Raw genomic sequence first — 22,552 nt, forward strand, 5'->3', positions numbered from 1 at the left:
GGCGCGCTAGGTTGAGGCGCCGAGCACCGAGAGCGAGCGGAGCTCCACGTCAAGGGAGCTCGTGAGCCCGATGGAGCCGACGGCACCCTCCCACCACTCGTAGTAGGCCGAGACGCGGACGAGGTAGCGGTGCTCCCCCGCGCGAAGCGCGAGCCTCAGCACCCGGCCCGTCTCGCCGAGCTCGACGGTCATCTCGCCGTCCTGCGGCGCGTCAACGACGAGCTCGAGGTAGGCGGGCTCCCCGCCGGCCTCCCCCGAGAGCGCCACGGCCACGTTCTCGCCCACGGCGACCGTGCGGGCGCCGTCCGAGGCGGCGAGCGGCGCGCCGGCGTCCGCAGAGGCCTCGGCGTCCTCGCCCCACAGAAGCGGGATGAGGCCGAGCTGCCCGAGAAAGCCCGGCTCGTAGCCCTCGACGAACGACCAGCCGCCCTCGGGCCCGCCCCGCTCGAGCGCGGCGGCGAGCTCGTCTCTCTCGTCGGAGAGGCACCACAGGTCGTAGTCGGCCCCGTCGATGCGGACGAAGGGCTCGTAGTTCTCGTACACGTACTCGAAGAGCAGGTAGTACTTGAGGCAGACGTCGAGGTCGTCGGCGATGGTCCAGGCGTCGCGCGGCATGAGGACGTAGGTCACCCGCGCCGCCGCCACCTCGTCGAGCGCGAGCTCCTGGGACTCGGTCCCGCTCAGGATCATCGGGGACTGGTTGGCGTAGATCGGGTTCTTGCGGCCCACGATGGCGTAGAGGTAGTCGGTGCTCGAGAGCGTGAGGTAGGTCTCGTCGTCGCCCGTCGTGGCGTCGAGGATCGCCGCGAGCGTCTCGTCGGCCGTGGAGCCTCCCGTCACGCGCGTGCCGCCCTCGGGAGCCTGCTTGTACTGCTCCGCCGACCCCCACTGCGCGACGGCCTGGACGAGCTGGGACTCGAAGCCCCCGACAAAGCCCACGCCGTCCGTCGCGGCCACGCCGAAGAGCGCCGTCGTGCAGGCGCCCGCCAGGACGAACCTCCCGAAGGTGCCCGCGACCCCCTCCCCGCGGCGCAGGCTGACGTAGACGACGGCGCAGAGCACCGCGGCAGGAAGCGTCGAGAGCAGCGCGCCGGCGCTGCCCTCGGTGAGGTTGTGCCGGACGACGCCGCGGCTCAGGTTGGCGAGGAAGAAGGCGCAGAGGAAGACCGCGCAGACCCAGGCGAGGGCGACCCGGCGCTCGCGGCCCTCCCCCGCCCCGAGGTCCACGGGGGCGACAAGGGAAAGCCACGCGAGCAGGGCCGCGCCGCCGAGCGGGGCGACGAAGTAGACGAGCGGCGTCACGAAGGCGTCGAGGTCGCCGACCGGGTACACCGCCCAGTTGGCGTTGGACGCGGCGAGCAGGACGAACTCGCGGAGCCTCGAGACGGGGTCGACGCCGCGGGCGAGGCACAGCGCCGCCCAGAGCAGCAGGCACGCGGCGATCGTCGCGGCGGCGACGGCGGCGAGCGGGGCGATCCTCACCCGGCCGCGGTCGCGCAGGAGGCACACGAGGAAGGTGACGGCGCCGGCGACGATGGCAGCGACGCCCGCGTCGAGGCCGATGAGGCAGGTGAGCACCACGCAGACGCAGAAGAGCGCGTAGGAGCGGGCCCCGGGCCGGCGCAGCGCGCGCCAGAGCGCCCAGAGCGAGAGGAACGCGAAGGAGAGCGAGTCCGCCGGCGGCCCCGCGCACAGCAGCAGGTAGCACACTGGCGAGAGGAGGACCCAGAGGGCCGCGGAGCGCTCGGAGAGGAAGTGCGCGAGGACGCGGTACAAGACGATGAAGACGGGCAACGAGCGCAGGGAGTTGTAGATCGCGTTGGCCCAGGGCTCGTAGGGGTTGAGCAGGTAGTAGAGGATGCCCGTGAGCTGGCGCAGCAGCATGTGGGCGTCGAAGCTCTCCACCACGGGCAGCTCGCCGCGGCGGAAGAGCCCGTCGAGGGCCAGACCGTGGTTGGCGCTCTCGAAGTAGTCGGTCCCGTACTCCACGGAGACGGGCGGCTGCGCGGCGCCCAGCAGCACGGCGACCACGAGCAGCACGATCGCCGCGCGCTCGATCGACGCCCGCCTGCCCTCCGGGACCTCGCGCCCCTCGCGCGCGCCCCACAGAAGCAGCGCGACGAAGGCCGCCGTCGCGAGCGCCATGAGGGCGGCGTGGAGGGCGTAGGGGCGCGGCTCGGAGACGAGGCCGCGGACGACGAGCACGTTCTTGAGCTCGAGCAGGACCGGCGTCGCCGCGCAGACGGCGAGCGGGGCGAGCGAGGCGCGCGCGAGGCTCGCGGCGAAGCGGCCCTGGGAGCGCCGATACGCGAGGACGTAGGCCAGCGCCGAGGCGAGCAGCGCGACGCAGGCGAGCCCGAGCGCGAGCGCGGCGGCAGCGGAGGGCGAGCCCCCGGAGAGGGAGAGCGACACGAGCCCAAAGGCCGCGTACGGGAAGAGCGCCAGGAGCGCCGCGCGCACGGTCTGGGGAAGGACTCCCAGCCCCCGCCGGTTGGCGAGGCCGAGCGCGTAGTGGAGGGTGCAGAGCGCGTAGCACAGAAGCGCCGGCCAGACCGGCCAGCCCACGAGCGGCGAGAGCAGCGCGAGGAAGGCGGCGACCCACCCGTACTCGCGGGCGGCGCCGAGCAGGCCGTCGTCCTTCTCGCTCGCCCCGCCCAGGCGGGCCTCGAGCCGCGAGGCCCCCGCGAAAGACGCCACGCCGGCGACGAGAAACACGAGGAAGTAGGCGTAGTAGCGCGCGATGTCCGCGCCCACGTCGATGCCCGAGGCGACGGTCTGCCCGAGGACCCCGCCGTCCAGGGAGCTCGCCTGGGAGGGCTCCAGCAGCGGCATCGCGCCCGAGAAGGCGACGCACGCCGCGACGAGCCCCGTGCAGAGCGCCCAGAGGCGCGCGAGCGCCCCCGAGGACCTCAGGGCAAAGAGCGGGCCCGCCGGGACGGGGGACCCGCCCGCCGCAGAGGCGTCATGTCTGGCGTGGCGCATGTCCCCCACCTAGCGCGAGCCGCGGGCGCCCGAGGGCAGGTAGGCCCCCCGCGCGTTGGCGAGAAGGACGCGGAGCAGGCCGAGGTTGCCCTTGACGGGGCTGATCTTGGTGGGCGTCTTGCCCTGCTTGGGGTAGACGCGGCTCACCGGGATCTCACAGGCGCGCATGCCGAGCTGCGTGGCGCGCGTGGAGAGGTAGGCGAGCAGCTCGTAACCCTCGAAGACCTCGCGGAGGGGCTGGACCCGCTCGTCGGTGAGGTAGCGCCTCGAGTAGGCGCGGAAGGCGTTGGTGGTGTCGGTGAAGCGCTGGCCCGCCGTGAGCGAGATGACCGGCGCGTGGATGAGGCGGACGGCCAGGTTGCGCGAGAGCGGGAGGTTCTCGGAGACCCCGCCCGGCACGAAGCGCGAGCCCTGGACGAAGTCATAGCCCTCCTCGAGCCGCTCGACGAAGCTCGGGACCGCCTCGATGCCGTCCTTGTCGTTGCCGTCGATGGTGACGACGCCGTCGTAGCCGCGCTCGAGCGCGAACCAGATGCCCATGCGCAGCTGCGCGCCCTGCTTGCCGGGGCCGCGCTTCACGAGCAGCGTGTTGACTCCGGCCTCGACGAGCGCCTCGTCGGCGGTGCTGCCGTCGGTGGAGCCGCCGTCGCAGATGATGACGTCGACGGCGTCGCACACCCCGGCCGCCTTGGCGCGGGCGAGCTCGCGGGCGATGCGCTCGCCCTCGTTGATGATGGGGATGAGCAGGCAGTAGCGGCAGCGGCGCGGCGCGTACTCCGTCGCGTCAAAGCGGGGGACGCCGGGCCTGCGCTCGTAGGTGACGCGCTCGAACGGGGCGCTCATGCGAAGACCTCCCTCACGCGCTCGAGGCTCGCGCGCAGCGCCTCGGCGCCGGCGCCCTTGCCCATCTCGAGCGAGACGAATCCCTCGTAGCCCGCGGCGACGAGCGCCGCGGCGACCTCATGGTGCAGCTCGCGCGCCACGACGGGGGCGAGGTGAGGCTCGCTCACGTGGACGTGGTTGACGAGCGAGAGGTCGACGTCGGAGACGCCCTCGCCGTTCTCCACCATGGTGCCGAGGTCGAGGTTGACCCGAAGCCCCGGGCACCCGACCTCGCGCGCGAGCGCGCACGCCTCGGGCGTGGCGTTGAGGTAGTCCGTGTTGTAGATCGGCGGGTTGGCCTCGAGCGCGACCACGGTGCCGTGCTCGGTGGCAAACTCGCCGAGCTCGAGGAAGAAGCCGCGCGCGACCGAGGCGTCGCGGCCGTCGAGGCGCCGGTTGCGCGGGCAGCCGAAGACGAGGTTGCCGCAGCCGACCGCCTCGGCGAAAAGGATCGCCTCGCGCGTGTAGGAGAGCAGCGCCTCGCGCCCCTCGGGGGCGCCGAAGACCTCCTCGGTGCGCCCGAACCAGATGGACTGCATCGAGGCGACGGCGAGGCCGTGGCGCGCGCGCAGGCCCTCGGCCCACGCGGCGGCCTCGTCGATGCGCTCGTAGGGCGTGGGCCCGAAAAGACGGCTCGGGGCGATCTCGAGCCCCGAGAAGCCCAGCTTTGCGAGGAGCTCGTACATCCGCTCGTCCTCGGCGGCCTCCCAGGCGATGTTCGACGCGGCGAGCCTCATCGCGCGCCTCCCCTCAGGAAGTCGGCGATCTCGGCAAGCACGGTCTGCCGGTCGTAGAGGTAGCCGTCCGAGCCGCCGAGGGCCTCGGCGTGGACGGTGCGCATGTCGTAGTCGAAGGGGCGCGCGGCGACCTCGTTGACAAACTCCCCGCGGTAGACGTGGGCGTAGACCTCCGCGGCGCTCACGGGCTCCGAGGTCACGTTGAGCAGCTCGATGCCCTCGTCGAGCGCGCGCTCGATGAGGTCCCAGAGGTGCGCCAGGTTGAAGAACTGGAAGCGGGAGCGGCTGTCCGTGAAGCTCTTGGAGTCAAAGCCCGCGCGCGCGAAGGCCTCGGCGAGCGCACCGTCCTTCTTTGCCCCGGGGACCAGCTGCCAGAAGCCGTACTCGTTTTGGGCGTAGCCGCGCTCGATGAGGGGCTCGGCGGCGCCGAGGCGGGCGTGGAGCTCGTCGGAGAGCATCCCCGGGACGGGGTGGGTGAGGTCGTAGAGGAAGTTCTTCTTGAGGTTTTTGCCAAAGAGCGCGGGGAGCCTCACGATGAGGTGGCGCGGGCAGCTGCGGGCCACCCAGCCCTCCATCTCGAGGCGGTTGGCACCGTAGGGGGCGAGCTCGGAGGCGTCGATGGGCGTGGTCTCGTCGACGCCGCGCGGGTCGGGGTAGACGTCAACCGTGGAGATGAAGACCGTGCACGCGCAGCCGATGCGCTCGATGTTGCGCTCGGCTTGCTCGATCATGTCGTGGTCGAGGTCGGGGCGTCGGTTGGCGAGGAACTTCTCGGCGCGCAGGCCGGAGTAGACGAGCACGTCGCCCCCCTGGCCGTAGGCCTCCTCGATGTTCTTGGAGTTGTAGAGGCCGTCGAAGTCCGTCTGGGCCGCGAGGTTGGAGCCCACGAAGCCGGTGTGCCCCACGAGCAGCTTTCTCATCTCGTCTTGCCTCCCGTCACCTTGTGGATGTCGCTGACGACGTAGTCGCTCTTGCGCACGAGCTGGCCGAGGATGAGCGAGAGGTACTTGACTACGAGCACCATCAGCGTGAAGAGCCCGGCGAAGCAGAAGGAGACCAGGACGATGGTGGTGGTCCACCCCTCCACCGGGCGGCCCATCACAAACACCGCGATCGCGTAGACGAGCGCGAGCGCCGTCACGCCGATCATGATGAGCGAGAGGGTCTTGGCGGCCTGGTAGCCGATGCTGGTGTAGAACAGCAGCGAGTCGATGGCGCGCTCGCGGCGCTCCCGCGTGAACCCGGCGCCCTCGCCGGAGAGCTCGACGGGATAGGTCAGCGAGCTGCGCGCGAGGCCGCACGAGGCGTAGGCGGCCTTGACGAGGGGCGTGGAGACGTTGACCGCGCCCACGCGGTTGATGGCGCGGCGCGTGACGAGCGTGAAGAGCTCGGTCTCGAGCGCGCCGGGCAGCGTGGAGAAGCGGTTGAAGACGTCGTAGAAGAGCTTGGAGGAGACGGTGCCGCCGCGCTCGGGGACGGCGGCGACGATGTCGTAGCCCTCCGTCGAGCGGCCGAAGACCTCGGCGAGCATCTCGGTCGTAAGCGGCACGGCGGGGCGCTCGAAGGTGAAGACGAAGTCGCCGATCGCGGTGTCGATGCCGGCGCGCATCGCCCGCTCGACGCCGTGGAAGACGCCGAGGGAGACCACGCTGAACACGGTCTCGCCAAAGCCGGCGGCGACGTCGCGCACGACGGCCATGCTGTCGTCTGCGGAGGCGTCGTCGACGCACACGATCTCATAGTGCTCGAAGAGCTCGTCGAGGCCGCCGGCGAGCGCCGGGAGAAACCCCTTGAGACTCGCGGCGCAGTCGTGCACGTAGACGACGGCGGAGACGAACTGCTTTCTCTTCTCGTTGTCAGCCATGCTTAGCCAAGAACCTCCTCAAGGTCATAGACCGTGTTGATCTTGCCGGAAAGAACGCTCACGTACCGCGGCTCCTCGGAGTGGACCCGCACCACCGTGGGCCTCGAGTCGTCGACCTCGGAGGCCTGCAGGATGGGCTTCATGGAGAACAGCGACGAGCGGTACGCGAAGCCGAGCTCGTCTCTCATGTACTTGCGTGCGAGCGAGGACATGTAGGGCCAGGAGCTCTCCGGGCGCGCGGGGCAGTCGTCGCAGTTGCCGAGCTGCTCGGGGCAGCAGTGGCCCTGCGAGGCCCCCTGGCAGCGAAAGCGCGGCAGGTCCTCGAAGGACGTGTCGTGCGGGGTGAAGGTCACCGAGGTGAGCGAGTGGCACCCCGTCTTGCCGAAGGGCATGATCGAGAAGAACGGCCCGTCCATCACGGTGAGGCCGACGTCGCGCAGCGGCGCGGCGACGTCGCAGAGGATAATCTCGCAGAGCTCGTACTTGATGTTGAACGCCGGGAAGCCGAAGCGCGCGTTGACCTGGTTGACCGAGGCGTAGGTGGCGTTGAGCACGAAGGGCGTGCGCACGGTGACGCCCTCCATGGGGATGACCCACTCCCCCGCGTCCTTCTCGACCGGGCCGGCCGGGCGGGCGCCGTAGACGATCTTCGCCTCGGGGCAGCGCGAGAGCTCCTCGAGCAGGCGCGCCTTGAGGATCTGGGCGTCGTAGGTGTACTCCTTGGTGAGGAAGGCGCCGTCGACGAGCCCCTCCTTGAAGTAGCGCGCGGCAGGGACCTCCTCGCAGGGGATGCCGGCGCTCTCGCAAAACCTCACGAACTGCTCCGCGTTGGTCCAGGAGCACGCGGCCGAGGTGGCGTAGACCTGGTCGAAGTCCTGGTGCACGCAGAAGCCGTAGTCCTCCATGAAGCGGTTGAAGTAGTGGGCCGACTTCTGGGCCGTGGTGATGGAGCGCGGGTAGTGATAGCCCATGTGAACGCGCGCCTGGTTGATGTAGGTCGCGCGGCGGAAGGGGGCGTCGTCGTGCTCGAAGACGATGACGTCGCGCCCGGAGCGGGCGACGTGGAGGGCGGAGTAGAGCCCGTAGAGGCCCGCCCCGAAGATTGCCATCGACCAACGCTGTTGTGACGTCATTGAAGCGATTTCCTTAGAACGCAGGACCGAAGGGGTTTCGGGCGCGCAGGCGCCCGCGGGGGGGCGCTACTCGTACTCGGTGGTGTACTCGAAGTCGGGGTAGACGCCCTCGACGACGACGTCGCTCACGTCGAGCGTGGGCGAGGCGGCCGCCATCGTCGTGAGCTCGACGGTCCCGACGCCGTCTTTGATGGTCACGGGCACGTACTGGGTCGAGTCGGCCGGGACGTACCACGCGTTGTGCAGGTCGACGCCACGGCCGGCCTCGACCTCGAGCTCCGTGAGCGGGTTGACGTAGACGACCGGGCTCAGCCCGCCGACGGCGAAGCCCGAGCCGGCGTTGACGGTGAGGCGCACGTCGGCGACGGCCTGCAGCGTCGGGTCGGAGGTGGTGAGCGTGACCTGCGTCACGCTCTCGTTGAGCTTGGTCACGGTGACGTCGACCTCGACGTCGAGGGCGTTGCCGCCGTCCGAGCGCGTCCAGATCGTGTGGGTGTTGCCCGTCTGGGAGGCGGTCACGCTCGGCTCCCAGTCGCGGTACAGCAGGCGGTAGAACCACCAGCCGGAGTTTCTGACCCACGCGCTCCACGCGCTGAGGGTGGGCGACGGGGTCACCACGTAGTCGGGGTCGGACTCCTCGAACGAGGAGAGGTATTGGGCGCGCTGCTCGTCTCCCAGCACGTGGATGATGTAGTCGGTCCCGGAGGGCTGGAACTGGTCGGTCTGCACCTCGAGGGCGCCGGCGTAGGTGCTCCAGACCGTGCCGTCGCCGACCACCTCGGCCTCCTTGGCCACCGAGACGCCGCAGGCGTCGGTGAGCCACGCGTCGAGCTTCTCGTAGTAGGTGTACTCCGCCGGGTGGCCGGCCTTGAGCGTGGCGACGCGGCTCATGCCGTAGAAGCCGGTGAACACGCCCATGGCGAGGACCCCGACAAACGACGCCGCGAGGGGCTGCACGCGCCGCAGGCCGCCCTCGGGGACGGCGTCGAGCGCGAGGCGCGCGAGCGTGAAGGTGCCGAGCATGAAGGTGGAGAGGTAGATGCCCTCGTAGAGGCCATCGGTGTTGCGGTTGCCGATGGTGTAGGCGTAGTTCCAGAGGATGCAGCTCGCCGCGATGGTCGTGGCCGTGAGCAGAAGCGACCCCTCGAGGGTGCGCGGGGCGCCCTTGCGCCGCGCGCGCAGGCACAGGAGCACGAAGACCGCGATGAGCAGGATGGTCACCGGGGCCAGGCGGGCGTCGAAGATCGAGACGAGCTTGCCGTCGCGCGGGTCGTAGAACCAGCCCTGGTACGAGGCGACCCCCATCGTGTAGCTGAACCACTCGAGCGGGTGGCCGAGAGACACCACGAAGACGCTGACGAGAAACGCCGCGACCGAGATCGCGACGTACCTCAGCGCCGCCAGGACGACGTCGACCAGCCCCTTGGAGTAGCAGGCGATGTAGAGGACCGCGTAGTGCAGCGAGAGAACGCCGTAGAACACGACGCCCATGTCGTTGCTCCACGGGATGAGGGCTCCCGCCAGGATGGGCGTGACCACGCCGAAGACGCGCGCCTCGGAGCGCGTGGCCCCGACGCCGCGCCGGACGTGGAGAAGCGCCTGGATGATCAGGATGCCCAGGACCATGCCGCCCGCGCGGATCATGCGGTTGGAGTTGCCGGCGGTGGTGCCGAGCATCACGAAGTAGTCGTCCGGCGACCAGGTCCTCACGTACATGGTGAAGCAGACCATGAGCGCGGTGGGGAGGCGCGCGTGCCTGAAGCCGCCGAAGACGGCGACGGCGCACGCGAACACGAAGAGCTCGAAGAACAGGAAGGTGAGGAAGTTGGTCGCGAACATGCTGTTGGCGAACGTGTTGCCCACGAGCGCCAGGACGCCGGAGACGGTGTAGAGCTCACCGGCGCCGAGGTAGACGCTGAAGTCCTTGTAGGGGACCTGTCCCGCGAGCAGGCGCCTCGGCGGGTTGTACGCCTGCCAGTCGCCGTTGATCGCGAAGAAGTCGTTGAAGAAGCTCGCATCGAAGCCCGCGCCGACCGCGAGGCATATCAGGAGGATGACGAAGACGACCCAGCCGATGACGTCGGCCGCGCGCGCCCAGGTGGGAAGCGGCGCGGCCTCGCGCTCGGGCGAGGCGTCCGCGACTGCCTGGAGATGACGTGCCACTGGAAACCTCCCTTGTCTCACGTCACATAACTCCGAAGCATCTTAGCACAGCGGCTCGGGCCGTCAGTCCCCCGCGAGGACGGCGGCGTCCACAATGCTTACGGGGGCGCTCGCCTCGACGGAGAGCGCAGGCGAGGCGCTCTCCCACCACTGGTAGTAGGCGGACACCCGCACGAGGTAGCGGTGCTCGCCCACGCCCACGCCAAAGCTCACGGCTCGCTCCTGCGCGCCCGCGCCGATCGTGAGCGTCATCGTGGCGTCCGAGGACGCGTCCACCGTGAGCGCCAGGTAGGCCGGGCGCGCGCCGACGCCCTCGGGGAGCCCGAGCCCGAGAGACTCGCCCGCGCCCAGGGCGCGCGGGAGCTCGACGCCCGCCTCGGCCTCGACCGGCTGGTCCCAGGCGCCCCTCTCGTCGAGCTCCGCCCAGACGAGCGGGACGAGCCCGAGCCCGGGGCCGGGCAGCGGGTCGTAGCCCTCGACGGCCGCCCAGGAGCCCTCGGGCAGCGCCTCGGAGAGGGCCTCGAGCAGCCGGTCGCGCTCGCCGGCGCGGCACCACACGTCGTAGCTCGCCCCGTCGATGCGCGCGAGCGGCTCGTAGCCCTCGTAGACGAGCTCGAAGAGGCGGTAGTACTTGAGGCAGGTGTCGAGGCCGTCGATGGCCGTGCCCGCCGAGCTCGGCATGAGGACGAGGGCGGGGTCGGCCTCCTCGATCTGCGCCAGGGCGCGCAGCTGGCCGGAGTCGCCGCTGATCATGGCCGGGGCCTGGTTGACGTAGAGCGGGCTCTCGCGCCCCGTCACGGCATAGAGGTAGCCCGAGCCGGAGAGGTCGAGGAAGGTCTCACCCTCCGCGAGCGTCGCGTCGAGCAGCCCCACGAGGGTCTCGTCGACCCTCGAGGAGCCCGTGACGCGCGAGCCGGGCTCGGGGTCGGTCTTGTAGGCGTCCGTCGAGGCCCACTGCTCGAGGGCGAGCGAGGCGGCGCTCTCGAAGCGCGTCGCGTAGTCCACGCCCTCGGAGACGGGCAGCAGGAAGAGCAGCGTCACGACCCCGCTCGCCGCGACGAAGCGGCCGAAGGACCTCACGCCATCCTCCCCCGAGGCGAGGCCCCGGTGCAACACGAGCGAGAGCGCCGCGAGCCCCGAGGTCGAGAGCAGCACGGCGACGTTTCCCTCCGCGAGGTTGTGCCGCACGACGCCACGGCTCAGGTTGGCAAGGTAGAAGACTGCGAAGAACGCGAACGCGACCCACGTGGCCGCGACCATGCCGCCGCCCCGGAAGGCCTCGCGGGAGCGCCGCGAGACGACGTGCGCGACGAGGGCGAGAAGGACCGCGGCGGGAACGACGAGGTAGTAGACGCCAAAGGCGACCGAGGAGACGTCCGCGACCGGCCAGGTGGCCCAGTTGGCGTTCGAGGCGGCGGTGGAGACGAACTCGGCGAGGCGGCCCACGGGGTCGATCCCCTTCAGGGCGCAGACCGCCACCCACAGCAGGAGGAAGCCCGCCGCGACGGCGACGCCCGTTGCCGCTGCCCTCCCCCACCTCACGCGCGAGCGGTCCTGGGCCCAGACGAGGGCGAGGGTCACCGCCGTGGCCACGATGCCCGCGAGGCCGGAGTCGAGCCCCAGAAGGCACAGCAGCGCCACCGAGAGCCACAGCAGCGCGTAGCGCGGCGCCGACGGCCTCCCCACCGCCGCCCAGAGGGCGAGCAGCGCCACCACGGCATAGGCGAGCGAGGGCAGCAGGTAGCGAGAGCCCGCCGTCAGCAGCAGCGCGGGCGAGGCGACCGTCCAGAGCGCAGCGGCGCGGGCGGGCAGCACGCGCGAAAGCGCCAGGTAGAGCACGAGCGTCAGCGGGACGTTGACGAGCAGCTGGTAGACGAGGTACCCCCACGGCTCGTAGGGGTTGAGCAGGTAGTAGAGGATGCCCGTGAGCTCGCGCATGAGCATGTGCGCGTCGAAGCTCTCGACGAGCGGCACCTCGCCGCGACGGAAGAGCGCGTCCAGGGCGACCCCGTGGTTGGAGCTCTCGAAGTACTCCGTGCCGTACTCGACGGTGACGGGGGGCTGCCATGCCGAGAGCACCACCGAGACGACGAGCAGGGCCGCCGCCCGGCGCCGCCAGATGCCGGCGTCCGGCGCGTGCCGGTCCCCCCTCGCGTCGCGGGCGAGAATGACGAGGCCGGCCGCGCCGCAGCAGGCGGTCAGCAGGGCGTAGACGGCGAAGGGCCGCCCGGCGGCGATGACGCCGCGGGCGACGAGGACGTTTTTCAGCTCGAGCAGGACGGGGTTGGCGGCGCAGGACGCGAGGAGCAGCACGCCCGCGCGGGCGAGCGCCGCCGAGAAGCGGTCCGCGTCGCGGCGATACGGCCCCAAAAAGAGCGCGACGCAGCCGCCGACGAGGGCGACGGCGAGCGCGACGCTCGCGCAGAGGGCCCCCGTGAGCGCGCCCTGCGCGAGGGAGACGGAGGTGAGCAGGAAGACGCCCAGCGGGAAGAGGGCGAGAAGCGCGCCCGACGTCAGCTCGTAGGAGGGCGCGCCGAGGCGCCGGGAGAGCGCCGCGAGGACGAGGTGGAGGGTGCAGCCGAGGTAGCACAGGGCGAGCGGGGCGAGCTCGGCGCCCGTGACGAGCGCCCACCCGCCGAGAAACGCGCAGACCAGGCCGTACTCGAGGGAGGCGCGCTCGAAGCGCGCCGCGTCGCCGCCCTCGGCAAAAGGGCCCGCCCCGGCCCAGCGCGAGAGGAGCGCGGAGGCGCAAAGCGCCGCGACGAGCGCGACGAGCAGCAGCGCGAGCAGGCCGTAGTAGCCCCCGACGACGCCCGAGACGTCGACCCCGGAGGAGACCGCCTGCCCCATGGCGCGGTCCGAGAAGGACGAGAGCGCGACCGGCTGGGCGAGCGCGAGGCCGCCCGCCCGGGAAAGGCACGCGACGACGAGCGCCGTGCAGGCCGCCCAGAGCGCCGAGGCGCGGCCCAAGGGGCTTCTCGCTCCCCCGCTTCTCTCAAGGTGTCTCATCGTCGCCCCCTGACCCTCGCGCGGCCTCAGCCCTGCCTGCCGGCCTCGTAGGCCTCCCGCATGGCACGGGCGACCTCCCGGAGCCGCCCGACCGACGCTGCGTCGAGCTCGAGCTCGCGGACGACGGGGGCCCCGTCCGGACCAAAGGAGACCGGCAGCGCCAGGGTCATGTCGTCGATGCCGTAGGCGCCCCGAGCCGCCACGGAGAGCGGCAGGACCCTCCCGTCGCGGCGCTCGCGCGCCTCGAGGACGGTCGCGACCGCGAGCGCGATGCCGTAGCTCGTGCTGCCCTTGCCCTTCATGATCTCGTAGGCCTCGTCGACGGTGGCGCGGACGAGCCCGGGGCGCTCCCCCTCGGGGACCTCGGCGCCGTCCGCGAGCGTGCGGCTCCAGTCCACCGTGAGGCCCTCGCCGTGCTCCCCGAGGGCGAGCGCGCACGCCTCGGCGGCGCCGAGCCGCGCGCGCATGAGGTCCTCGAGGCGCAGCGAGTCGAGCAGGGTGCCGGTGCCCGCGACGCGCTCGCAGGAAACTCCCAGCTCGTCGACGACCAGGTGGGCGAGCAGGTCGACGGGGTTGCTCACGATGAGGTAGAGCCCCGAGAAGCCCGCGGCCTCGGCGGCGGACACCGTGTCGCGCACGATCTGGGCGTTCTTGACGAGCATGTCGTTTCTCGATTGGCCCAGGCGGGCCGGCGCGGACGCGCAGACGACGAGCGCCTCGGCGCCCGCGCACTCCTCGAGCGAGCCGGCGCGCACCACGGCGCGCGCCCCCATCCTGGGAAGCGCGCACATGAGGTCGCGGGCCTCGGCGTCGGCCCGGGCGGCGCGGCGGTCGAAGAGGACGACCTCGTCGGCCAGGCCCCTCAGGGCGATCGTGTGCGCAGCCGCCGACCCCACGTTCCCGGCGCCCACGATGAGAACCCGCTTCATGGCAACCTCCTAGCCAAACACCTTGCTCCCCGCCTTGCGCCGCACGTAGCGAGCGGGGTTTCCCATGGCGAGGACGCGCGAGGGGACGCGCTTCTCCATCACGACGGCGCCCATCGCGCACACGACGTCGTCCCCCATCCGGCACTCCTCGCGCACGGATGCCCGCACGCCCAGGTAGCACCGCTGCCCCAGGCTCGCGTTGCCGGCGATGTGCGAGAACGCTGAGATCTGGGTGTGGCGGCCCACGTGGACATCGTGGCCGACGATGACGTCCGCCTGGACGAAGACGTTGTCCTCGAGGACGGCCTCGGCCGAGACGATGCTCTGCATCTTGACGAAGACGCCGGCGCCCAGCCGGGCGCTCGGTGAGACGTGCGCGGTGGGGTGGACGATGGTGGCGAGCCCGTAGCCCGCCTCGGTGACGCGCTCGTAGAGCAGCTCGCGCGAGGTGGGCTCGCCCACCGCGACGACGAACTCGACCCGCTCGGGGGAAAGCTCGGACGCAAGCTGCGAGAAGGGCATCACGCGCGAGCCGTAGAGCTCGCGGGCGTCCGTCACGTCGTCGACGAAGACGACCTCCTCCCAGCGCTCGCCCGCCGCGTCGACGTCGCGGACGATCTCGTGGACCTCGCGACCCGTGCCGCCCGTGCCGTAGATGGCCAAGATCATGCCTCTGCCCCACTCTCTCCCGCGAGCGCCGCCACGAGCGGCTTGCGGTCGATCTTCCCGTTGTAGGTGCGCGGAATCGCCTCGACCGTGCGCACCGTTGCGGGGATCTTGAACGGCTCGAGGCGCTCGCGCATGAAGGCGGCGAGGGCTTCCTCGTCCTTCTCGGCCCCCCAGACGACAAAGAGCGCGAGGCTGTCGCCTGTGATGGGGTCGGAGCCCTTCACGCAGGCGCAGTCGGCGACGAGCGGGCAGGCGCCGATGGCCTCCTCGACCTCGACCGGGGAGACGTTGTGGCCCCCGATGATGGCGACGTCGTCGATCCGCCCGCGCACGTAGAGCTCGCCATCGCGCAGATAGCCCAGGTCGTTGGTGAAGACGCGGCCGTCGCGCAGCGTGGCGGCCGTCGCCTCCTCGTCGCCCCAGTAGCCGCTCATCACGGCCGACCCGCCGATGACGATGCGACCCGCGCCCTCGGGGAGCGGCTCGCCGGTCCCGGGGTCGACGATCTCGATTTTCGCCGTGGCGCAGGGGGCGCCCACGCAGGCGCCGTCGTCGGCGCGGTGGCTGTACTCGAGCATGCAGCACGCCGTGGACTCGGTGCAGCCGTAGGAGTTGTACAGGCGCGCGCTCGGCAGGACAGTGCGCAGCCACTGGCGCGTGGAGGCGGGCAGCGGGGCCGAGCTCGACTCGACGAAGCGGATCTGTCCGTCGAAGGTCCCGAGGTAGTCCTTGGTCGTCCGCTGGATGTAGGCGAGCGCCGAGGGCACGAGGCTGAGCGACGTCACCCCATTGCCCGCGAGGGCGCCGAAGACGCGCTTGAGCGAGGCCACGCCGTTCAGCAGCACGACGGTGGCCCCCATGACGAGCCCCGTCTGGAGGCGGCGCAGCGCGAAGACGTGGTTCAGGGGCATGGGCACGAGCGAGACGTTGTCGTCCTCGATGCCCGTCGCCTCGACGATGTTCTCGATCACGGACATGACCGCCCCGTGCGAGAGCTCGACGACCTTCGAGCGCCCGGTCGTCCCCGTCGTGAGCAGCAGCTCGGCAAGCTCAGACGCCTCGGGCGGCAGGCCCTCCCAGCGAGCGTCCGGCGCAGCGGGCGCCTCGTCCTCGGGAAGCCACGTCGCGACGCCGGGAACCGGCGACGGGCAGACCGCCGCGACCGCGCCGACGCGCTCGCCGAGCTCGGCGACGGAGGCCTCGGGGAGGCCCTCCTCGTAGGGGACGGCCACGGCGCCGAGGCCTGTGGTACCTAGATAGGCGGCCACGTAGGCGAGGCTGTGGCGGGCATGGAGCAGCACGCGGTCCCCGCGCCCCACCCCCTTGGAGGCAAGAAGCGCCGAGAAGGACGTCGCGGCGGCCCAGAGGCGCCCGTAGGAGACCTCCTCGCCCCCCACGACGAGCGCCGTGGCGCCGGGACGCTCCTCGGCGCGGCGGGCGACGCAGGCGGCGACGGAGGTGCCGGGCAGCACCCTAGCCATCGAGCTCGACGCCCTTGGCCTCGAGCACCTCGCGGATGGCGCCGACCGAGTCCATCTCGATGGACTCCATGATGTCGAACTCGGTGGCATAGGCGCTCTCGAGGGCGGAGATGAGCGCGACCTGCCTCATCGAGGTCCACTCGTCGCAGTCGTCGATGGAAAGGGAGTCGCTCACCCGCTCGACGGGAATGGCGAGGGTGTCCGCGACCAGCTTCTCAAGCTTCATTGATGCTCTCCTCATAGATACGACGATGCCACGGCGGGGATACGCCCCGCCGTGGCAATCTTACCGCATCGTCGCGGGCGTCCGCCCGCACGGCCTAGTAGACGACGACCTTGGTGCCCGGGAGGGCGTTGTCGTAGATCCACTTGGCGTTCTTCTCGAGCAGGCGGATGCAGCCGTGGGAGATGTTGACGCCCAGCTGGCTCGAGTCGCTGTAGCCGCCCTCGATGCCCACGGTCGAGTGGAAGCCCAGGTTGAGGAAGAAGCCGGTGAAGTACTTCACGTCGTTCTTCACCCAGTAGGTGGTGCGGTACCCGCCCGGGACGTAGCCGCCCGGCATCCAGTTGTAGTCTGCGCCTCCGCCGCCGATGGTGTAGGTGCCGCGCGGGGTGCCCTCGCCGTCGTGGTAGTACAGCCTGCCGGTCCCGCAGCCCCAGTCATAGAGCGGAGTCCAGTTGCCGTAGCAGCCCTTGGACTGGATGTAGCCTCCCTGGAAGACCACCGTGCGGTGGTTCGTGACGTCGACGGCGATGAGGTACTGGGTCCAGCTGTAGAGGCCCTTGATGCGCTCCCAGGCGCTCCAGCCGGCGCTGGTGAGGAAGGTGTAGGAGAGCTTGCCGTCGTTGTCGGCGTAGAAGGTCTGGCCGCCCGGGGCGGTGTAGGTGCCACGCACGACGTAGCCGGTGTCCTCGCGGCCGTAGTACTGGTTGGCGCCGACCTTGAACAGGCCCAGCCGCGCGCCCATCACGCCTCCGCCGAGGTCCCAGAGGTAGTAGCGCTCGGGCGCGCCGTCGAAGCGGTCGGTGACGACCCAGCCCTCGACGTCGCTCCAGAGCAGGCGGCCGTCGTTGTCGGCGACGATCATGCCGCGGCCGTAGGCGCTGCGGCCGATGGCGAGATAGCCCTCGTCCTCATAGCCAAAGTAGTGCTCGCCGTCCACGACGAACACGCCTGTCTTGGCGAAGAGGTGGCCGTCCACGCGCACGAAGTAGTAGCGCCTGAGCTGGCCGTCAAAGCGGTCGGTGACGTACATCCCCTCCGGGAAGTCGACGTAGGACTCCGCGAGCACGCCGTCGTTGTCGGCGATCAGGACGCCGTTTTTGGTGCCCATCTTGCCGCGGGCCACGTAGCCGAGCTCGGGGTTGCCGTAGAACCACAGCTCGCCGGCGCCGCCGGTCAGAAGGTCGGCCTGGAAGAAGCCCGTCTGGATGAAGGAGCAGCCGGTGAGCTCGTCACGGGCGAAGAAGTAGCGCTGCAGGCCGTGGCCGTAGGCGTCGGTGACGAGCCAGCCCTCGCGGTCCTCGAGCAGGCCGTCGTTGTTCGCGACGTAGATGCGGTCCCCGTAGCTCACGAACCCGCGGGCGACGTAGCCCTCGGGGGTCGTGAAGTGGGCCCAGCCGTCCGCCGAGGGCCCGACCACGGCGGCGTGCGCCTCGGCGTCGACCCAGTAGCGCTGCAGGCCGTCGCCGTAGGCGTCCGAGACGACCCAGCCGGCCTCGGCGAGGCGGCCGTCGTTGTCGGCGAGGTAGACGAGCTGGCGGTCCCCCTCGGTCGCGGCGACCTTGCCGCGGGCGACGTAGCCCTTCTCGGTGGTGTAGTGGTCCCAGCCGTCCGAGGAGTAGCCGACAACGGCAGCGTGGGCCTCCTCGTCGACCCAGTAGCGCTGCAGGCCGTCGCCGTAGGCGTCCGAAACGACCCAGCCGGTGCCGGCGAGGCGGCCGTCGTTGTCGGCGAGGTAGACGTAGACGTTGCCGTCCGCGCCGACCACGGTGTGCTTGCCGCGGACCACGTAGCCGTCGGCCGTGGCGTAGGACCAGTAGGTGACGCCGTTCTCGATGATGGTCAGGAGCTTGGAGAAGGCGAGCGCGCCGGTGTCCGCCTCGATCCAGTAGCGCTGCAGCTCACCCGAGACGTTGTCGAGGTTCTTGTCGGTGACGACCCAGCCGCCCTGCGAGAGGTTGCCGGCCGCGTCGTACCAGCGGTAGGCGCCGCTCTCGTCCTTGACCCAGGAGTTGGCCTGGGAGGCCTCGACCGCGACGGAGTCGTCCCGCTCGTCCTCCGAGGCGGCGGGCTCGATCGGCCCCTCCTCGGCGCCCTGCTCGGCGTCGGCGTCCTGCTCGGCGCCGGCGGCATCCTCGGTCTCGGCGTCCTCGGTCACGTCGGCGTCCGCCGTCTCGCCCGCGGCCTGCTCGCCGCCCGGGACCTGCGCCTCGCCCTCCTCCGCCATCGGGATGTCGGCCGCGGCATCTCCGTCCGCGGGCTCGTCGACGACGGGGTCCGCGGGCGCCTCCGGCACCGCGGACGTCTCGGGCGTCTCGGGAGCGCCCTCATCTGCCGTCGGGGCCTGCCCGCCGCTCGCGGGCTTGCCCGCGCCCTCGTCGTAGGCGCCGATGACGATGGCGTCGTCCGCCGGCTGGGCGGGCTGGCCGGGGTCGTCGGCGAGCAGCTGCGCCTCGTCGTCCGACTGCCCGGCGGGCAGGGCGCCCGCCTGATCGGCCGTCTGCTCGACGGGCGCCGGGGCCTCGGCCCCGATGCCCTCCACAGCGGCGGGCAGCTCGTCGGCCGCGGCCGTCACCGGGGCCACGGCGAGCGTCGCCGTGAGCCCAAGAGTCGCGACCAGCCCCGCGACGACCGCGGGACGGCAGCTTCTCAGATGATTCACGTTCTTCTCCTCCTCAAAACCTGGTTGCAGGCGGCCTAGAAGTAGGTGCCGTCGCTGTACTCGAACTCGATGACCGTGGTGCCGAGGGGCACGACGTCGTGCACCCACTTGGCGTTCTCATAGAGCAGGCCGCAGCACCCGGTCATGGTGTTGCCGGTGTAGGCATAGGCGGACGAGTGGAACGAGGCGCAGTTCTCCCAGCCCTTGCCCGGGATGTAGCGGGAGTGACCGGTGACGTTGGACTTCTCGTAGTACTCGATGAAGCACGACGCCCAGTCGTTGTAGCCGCGCCCGAAGTAGCTGTCGTCCCAGGCGCAGATCTGGTGGTCGGAGATCTTGTAGACGCCGCCCCAGCCGTAGATGTGCTTGTTCGCGGCGCTGTAGGTGTTCTTCGCGCCGTGGCAGTTCCACAGCTTGGTCGCCTGCCAGGTGCCGCTCGCCGTGCGCTCGAACACGATCACGCGGCAGAGCTCGTTGTCAAAGCTGATGAAGTAGTCGGTGTCGCTGCCGATGCGCGCCGCGGCGGCCGCGAGGGTCGAGATGTAGGAGGCGTCGTCGCCCCAGGTAACCGTGGCGAGCCACGGGTCGCGCGAGCGCGGCGTGTCGTCGGGGGCGACGCTGACCTGGGTCAGGCGCCCCTCGTTGTCGGAGGACCAGTAGGCGCCCTCGAGGTAGAGCGGGCTCGCGGCGGTGGCGCCGCGGACCACATAGCCGTTCTCGGGGCTGGCGTAGAAGCGCGCCTCGACGCCGCCGATCGTGGCGGTGAAGACGCCGGTCCTCGCGTAGAGGTGGCCGTCCACCGCGTTGAAGTTGTAGCGCTGCAGGCCGGCGCCGAGGTCGCCGACGTACCAGCCCTCGCCGTCCACGGCGGCGACGCGGTCCTCGAGCAGGCGGCCGTCGTTGTCGGCGATCAGGGTCCCGTGCTCGGTCTCGAGGCTGCCGCGCAGGACGTAGCCCGCGGCGGAGGTGTAGTGGGCCCAGCCGGCGCTCGAGATGCCCGGCACGCAGGCGTGGGCGACCTCGTCGACCCAGTAGCGCTGCAGGCCGTCGCCGTAGGCGTCCGAGACGACCCAGCCGGCGCTCGCGAGGTTGCCGTCGTTGTCGGAGAGGTAGACGTTGCCCGTGGCGGGGTCGGTCCACTTGCCGCGGACGACGTAGCCCTCCGGGCGCGCGTAGGTCCACGAGGAGGCGCCGGTCTGGATGAGCTCGCCGGTGGCCAGGGAGCCGTCGGCCTTGAGCCAGTAGCGCTGCAGGCCGGTCGAGGCGCTCTCGCCGGGGAGCACGTCGGTCACGAGCCAGCCGCGCACGACCGTGCCGTCCGCGAGGCTGAAGCGCCACGCGCCGTCCTCGCCGCGGACCCAGCCGGAGGCCCCGTTTGCCATCACCGTGATGGGGGCGGGGTCGGACGCGGGCTCGACGGCGAGCGCGGGCGCCGGTGCCAGGGCGAGAAGCGCCGCGACGCCGAGCGCGGCGAGCGGGCGGGAGAGGCGGGGCGAGATGGGCTGGCTTGTCCTCATGGGGCTCCTGTTCGTCGGAGGTGATGTCCACGGGCTAAACGCTCCTATTATGATACCGTCACAGACGTATGTGTCCGCAATCAACCGCCGGCGGAAACAATTCCCCCGACGGCGCTCGATCCCAAGGGGCGTCCCCGCCATGTGGCTTGAGTTTCTCGTCGTCTCGCTCGCGCTCTGCGCGCTGCTGCTCGTCCCCGGCTACCTCGCGCTGCGCGCCCTCGGCATGGGCCGCGTGTGGTCGGTGTGCTGCTCCCCCCTCGTCAGCCTCTCCCTCGTCGCCCTGCTCGGCCAGGCGCTCGACCTCGCGGGCGTCACGTCCTCGGCGCTGACGCTGCTCGTCCCCCTCGTCGCCGTGCCCGGCGCGGCGCTGGCGATCACACGGGCCCGCGGCGCGCGCGAGCTCTCGCTGCCCCGCATCGAGCCGTGGCTGCCCCTCGTCTACGTCGCGCTCGGCGTCGCCCTAGGCTACAACCTCTACGTCTCGAGGCTCGGGACGCCCGACACGCTGTTCCAGGCCTACGACCTCACGCAGCACCTCGACCTCATCCGGTCGATGGCCGACTCGGGCCGCCTCACCTCCCTGGGCACGAGCGCCTACCTCGACCCCGCCGACGCCGCAATCGCCCCGGTCGACCTCAGTGGGTTCTACCCCTCCGGCTGGCACGCCCTGTGCGCCGTCGCCATGATGCTGACCGGCGCGCACGCCACCGTGACGATCAACGCCTCGATGCTCGTCCTGCCGTGCCTCGTCTACCCGCTCGGCATGCTCGCGCTTCTCGCCCTCCTGTTCCCCGAGCGGCGGGCGGTCAGGGTCTGCGGCGCGCTCACGAGCCTCGCCTTCGTGGCGTTTCCCTGGAGCCTCATCATCTTTGGGCCGGTCTACCCCAACCTCGCGGGCTTCTCGCTCATGCCCATCGCGATGGCCCTCTTCGTGCACCTGCTCGGCGAGAAGGGCGGCGTCTCGGAGCGCGTCCGCACGCTCGCGGCACTGCTCGTCTGCTCGGCGGGCCTGGCGCTGTGCCACCCCAACGTCCTGTTCACCTGCGTCGTCTTGCTGAGCCCCTACGCAATCCACCGCATCTGCGACGCCTGCGGCGCGCGCTCGCTGGGCATTGTCGCCAAGCTCGGCGCGTCAGCGGGCTTCGCCGCGCTCGTGGTGGCGGTCTGGGTGGGGTGCTACCACCTCCCCTTCATGCAGGGCACGGTCACCCACATCTGGGAGCCCTTCGCCTGGGCGTGGCAGGAGATCGTCAACATACTCACGCTCTCCTACACCTTTGGCTTCCACGCCGAGATGGCCATCCAGCCCGTGCTCGCCCTGCTCGTGATCTTTGGCCTCGTCTGCGCGGCGCTCACCCCCGGGCACCGCTGGCTCGTGGCCTCCTACCTCATCGCCTGCTACATCCTGCTCATCGCCGCCACCCACGAGGACGAGTACAAGCAGCTGCTCGCGGGCTTCTGGTACACCGACCCGATGCGGCTCGCCGCCAACTGCGCGATCGCCGCCGTCCCGCTCGCCTCGCTCGGCATGGCCTGGGTCTACGACGTGTGCCTGCGGGTCGTGGGCGCCTACAACGCGCCGCGCTGCCGCGCGGTCAACGCCCCGCTCGTGGCCTGCGCGATCGCCGCCCTCTTCCTCGTGGTCAACTTCATGCCCGAGTTCAACGTCGCCGGCACCCACCGCGACTACACCGAGGAGGAGCTCGAGGAGAACGAGGGCATCGAGCGGCGCGACTGGCGAAAGACGACCCACACCACCTTCGGCGACTACCGCATCCTCGCCGGGCAGGTCTTCTCGTACGGCGCCCCCCTCGACCAGGGCGAGCACGCGTTCGCCGGACAGGTCGCCGAGCTCGTCGAGGACGGCGCCCTGATCGTCAACGACCCCATGGACGGGAGCTTTCTCACCTACGGGACCAACGGGCTCAGGGTCTACTACCGCAACTTCGTGGGCCTGAACAACGGCACCGAGACGCTCGAGAGCAAGATCATCCGCCTGCGCCTCGACGAGTACGCCACCGATGAGCGCGTCCGCGAGGCCGTGGATGCCGTCGACGCGCGCTACGTGCTCGTGCTGCGCGTCGACGAGGAGGAGCTCGGCTTCGTGGACCTGCGCGGGGACTACAACCCCTACGACTACGCCGGCATCTCCTCGATCACGGAGGACACCGAGGGCTTCGAGCTCGTGGCCCGGATGGACGGCAACCTCTCCCTCTACCGCATCCTGCGCTGAGGCGCCGCGCGCCCGGTCGCGGCGCGGGCGTGCTAGACTGCTACGAGAAGTTACGCGCACGATCGCAG

General features: G+C 71.0%; 15 protein-coding genes. 1 reads left to right on the top strand and 14 read right to left on the bottom strand.

From position 1 onward, the window contains the following. Positions 1–6: 6 nt before the first annotated feature. The 14 genes from NW198_RS02895 to NW198_RS02960 form a co-directional block, all read right to left on the bottom strand. Positions 7–2,982 carry a hypothetical protein gene (locus NW198_RS02895; protein ID WP_258339937.1) on the bottom strand — a complete coding sequence of 992 codons (2,976 nt, stop codon included), beginning with the start codon at positions 2,980–2,982 and terminating at the stop codon, positions 7–9. 9 nt (positions 2,983–2,991) lie between these two features. Continuing rightward, positions 2,992–3,825, bottom strand: a complete 834-nt coding sequence (locus NW198_RS02900; RefSeq protein WP_087314274.1) for a glycosyltransferase family 2 protein — start codon at positions 3,823–3,825, stop codon at positions 2,992–2,994. Beyond that, a complete protein-coding gene (locus tag NW198_RS02905) occupies positions 3,822–4,601 on the bottom strand; it encodes a sugar phosphate isomerase/epimerase (protein WP_258339938.1) in 780 nt (259 codons plus the stop codon). The genes NW198_RS02900 and NW198_RS02905 overlap by 4 nt, the downstream gene beginning before the upstream one ends. Further along, a complete protein-coding gene (locus NW198_RS02910; protein ID WP_258339940.1) occupies positions 4,598–5,521 on the bottom strand; it encodes a sugar nucleotide-binding protein in 924 nt (307 codons plus the stop codon). The genes NW198_RS02905 and NW198_RS02910 overlap by 4 nt, the downstream gene beginning before the upstream one ends. Beyond that, the gene (locus NW198_RS02915) at positions 5,518–6,465 is read right to left on the bottom strand and encodes a glycosyltransferase (RefSeq protein ID WP_087314267.1); all 948 of its coding nucleotides are present in this window, start codon (positions 6,463–6,465) and stop codon (positions 5,518–5,520) included. Before NW198_RS02915 ends, NW198_RS02910 begins: the two co-directional genes overlap by 4 nt. Positions 6,466–6,467: 2 nt before the next feature. Next, positions 6,468–7,598 (bottom strand): FAD-dependent oxidoreductase, encoded by a 1,131-nt coding sequence (locus NW198_RS02920; RefSeq protein ID WP_258339941.1) that lies wholly within the window; start codon positions 7,596–7,598, stop codon positions 6,468–6,470. A 66-nt stretch (positions 7,599–7,664) separates the two neighbouring features. Next, positions 7,665–9,761 carry a hypothetical protein gene (locus NW198_RS02925; protein ID WP_258339942.1) on the bottom strand — a complete coding sequence of 699 codons (2,097 nt, stop codon included), beginning with the start codon at positions 9,759–9,761 and terminating at the stop codon, positions 7,665–7,667. Positions 9,762–9,824: 63 nt separating this feature from the next. Then, positions 9,825–12,770 carry a hypothetical protein gene (locus tag NW198_RS02930; protein ID WP_258339943.1) on the bottom strand — a complete coding sequence of 982 codons (2,946 nt, stop codon included), beginning with the start codon at positions 12,768–12,770 and terminating at the stop codon, positions 9,825–9,827. Between the two features lie 26 nt (positions 12,771–12,796). Next, positions 12,797–13,699, bottom strand: a complete 903-nt coding sequence (locus NW198_RS02935) for a malate dehydrogenase (protein WP_258339944.1) — start codon at positions 13,697–13,699, stop codon at positions 12,797–12,799. A gap of 9 nt (positions 13,700–13,708) precedes the next feature. Next, positions 13,709–14,368, bottom strand: a complete 660-nt coding sequence (locus NW198_RS02940; RefSeq protein WP_258339945.1) for an acetyltransferase — start codon at positions 14,366–14,368, stop codon at positions 13,709–13,711. After that, complete coding sequence (locus NW198_RS02945; RefSeq protein ID WP_258339946.1) at positions 14,365–15,849, bottom strand: class I adenylate-forming enzyme family protein; 1,485 nt, start codon at positions 15,847–15,849, stop codon at positions 14,365–14,367. Before NW198_RS02945 ends, NW198_RS02940 begins: the two co-directional genes overlap by 4 nt. After that, positions 15,842–16,075: a hypothetical protein gene (locus tag NW198_RS02950; RefSeq protein WP_087314253.1), complete on the bottom strand. Its 234-nt coding sequence runs from the start codon at positions 16,073–16,075 to the stop codon at positions 15,842–15,844. The genes NW198_RS02945 and NW198_RS02950 overlap by 8 nt, the downstream gene beginning before the upstream one ends. A gap of 94 nt (positions 16,076–16,169) precedes the next feature. Next, positions 16,170–18,734, bottom strand: a complete 2,565-nt coding sequence (locus NW198_RS02955; RefSeq protein WP_258339947.1) for a L,D-transpeptidase family protein — start codon at positions 18,732–18,734, stop codon at positions 16,170–16,172. 35 nt (positions 18,735–18,769) lie between these two features. Beyond that, positions 18,770–20,251, bottom strand: a complete 1,482-nt coding sequence (locus tag NW198_RS02960) for a hypothetical protein (protein WP_087314249.1) — start codon at positions 20,249–20,251, stop codon at positions 18,770–18,772. A gap of 139 nt (positions 20,252–20,390) precedes the next feature. Here NW198_RS02960 and NW198_RS02965 point away from each other — a divergent pair, with 139 nt between their 5' ends. Continuing rightward, positions 20,391–22,484, top strand: a complete 2,094-nt coding sequence (locus tag NW198_RS02965) for a DUF6541 family protein (protein ID WP_258339948.1) — start codon at positions 20,391–20,393, stop codon at positions 22,482–22,484. Positions 22,485–22,552 lie beyond the last annotated feature (68 nt).

Origin of the sequence: Thermophilibacter sp. ET337 (genome assembly GCF_024733715.1) — a bacterium.
In the GTDB taxonomy this organism is placed as follows: Bacteria; Actinomycetota; Coriobacteriia; order Coriobacteriales; family Atopobiaceae; genus Thermophilibacter.

What these genes read in the sequence shown, in the direction of transcription:
- NW198_RS02895 (WP_258339937.1), bottom strand. Translation starts at nt 2,982, where the DNA reads ATGCGCCACGCCAGACATGACGCCTCTGCGGCGGGCGGGTCCCCCGTC.
- NW198_RS02900 (WP_087314274.1), bottom strand. Translation starts at nt 3,825, where the DNA reads ATGAGCGCCCCGTTCGAGCGCGTCACCTACGAGCGCAGGCCCGGCGTC.
- NW198_RS02905 (WP_258339938.1), bottom strand. Translation starts at nt 4,601, where the DNA reads ATGAGGCTCGCCGCGTCGAACATCGCCTGGGAGGCCGCCGAGGACGAG.
- NW198_RS02910 (WP_258339940.1), bottom strand. Translation starts at nt 5,521, where the DNA reads ATGAGAAAGCTGCTCGTGGGGCACACCGGCTTCGTGGGCTCCAACCTC.
- NW198_RS02915 (WP_087314267.1), bottom strand. Translation starts at nt 6,465, where the DNA reads ATGGCTGACAACGAGAAGAGAAAGCAGTTCGTCTCCGCCGTCGTCTAC.
- NW198_RS02920 (WP_258339941.1), bottom strand. Translation starts at nt 7,598, where the DNA reads ATGACGTCACAACAGCGTTGGTCGATGGCAATCTTCGGGGCGGGCCTC.
- NW198_RS02930 (WP_258339943.1), bottom strand. Translation starts at nt 12,770, where the DNA reads ATGAGACACCTTGAGAGAAGCGGGGGAGCGAGAAGCCCCTTGGGCCGC.
- NW198_RS02935 (WP_258339944.1), bottom strand. Translation starts at nt 13,699, where the DNA reads ATGAAGCGGGTTCTCATCGTGGGCGCCGGGAACGTGGGGTCGGCGGCT.
- NW198_RS02940 (WP_258339945.1), bottom strand. Translation starts at nt 14,368, where the DNA reads ATGATCTTGGCCATCTACGGCACGGGCGGCACGGGTCGCGAGGTCCAC.
- NW198_RS02945 (WP_258339946.1), bottom strand. Translation starts at nt 15,849, where the DNA reads ATGGCTAGGGTGCTGCCCGGCACCTCCGTCGCCGCCTGCGTCGCCCGC.
- NW198_RS02950 (WP_087314253.1), bottom strand. Translation starts at nt 16,075, where the DNA reads ATGAAGCTTGAGAAGCTGGTCGCGGACACCCTCGCCATTCCCGTCGAG.
- NW198_RS02960 (WP_087314249.1), bottom strand. Translation starts at nt 20,251, where the DNA reads ATGAGGACAAGCCAGCCCATCTCGCCCCGCCTCTCCCGCCCGCTCGCC.
- NW198_RS02965 (WP_258339948.1), top strand. Translation starts at nt 20,391, where the DNA reads ATGTGGCTTGAGTTTCTCGTCGTCTCGCTCGCGCTCTGCGCGCTGCTG.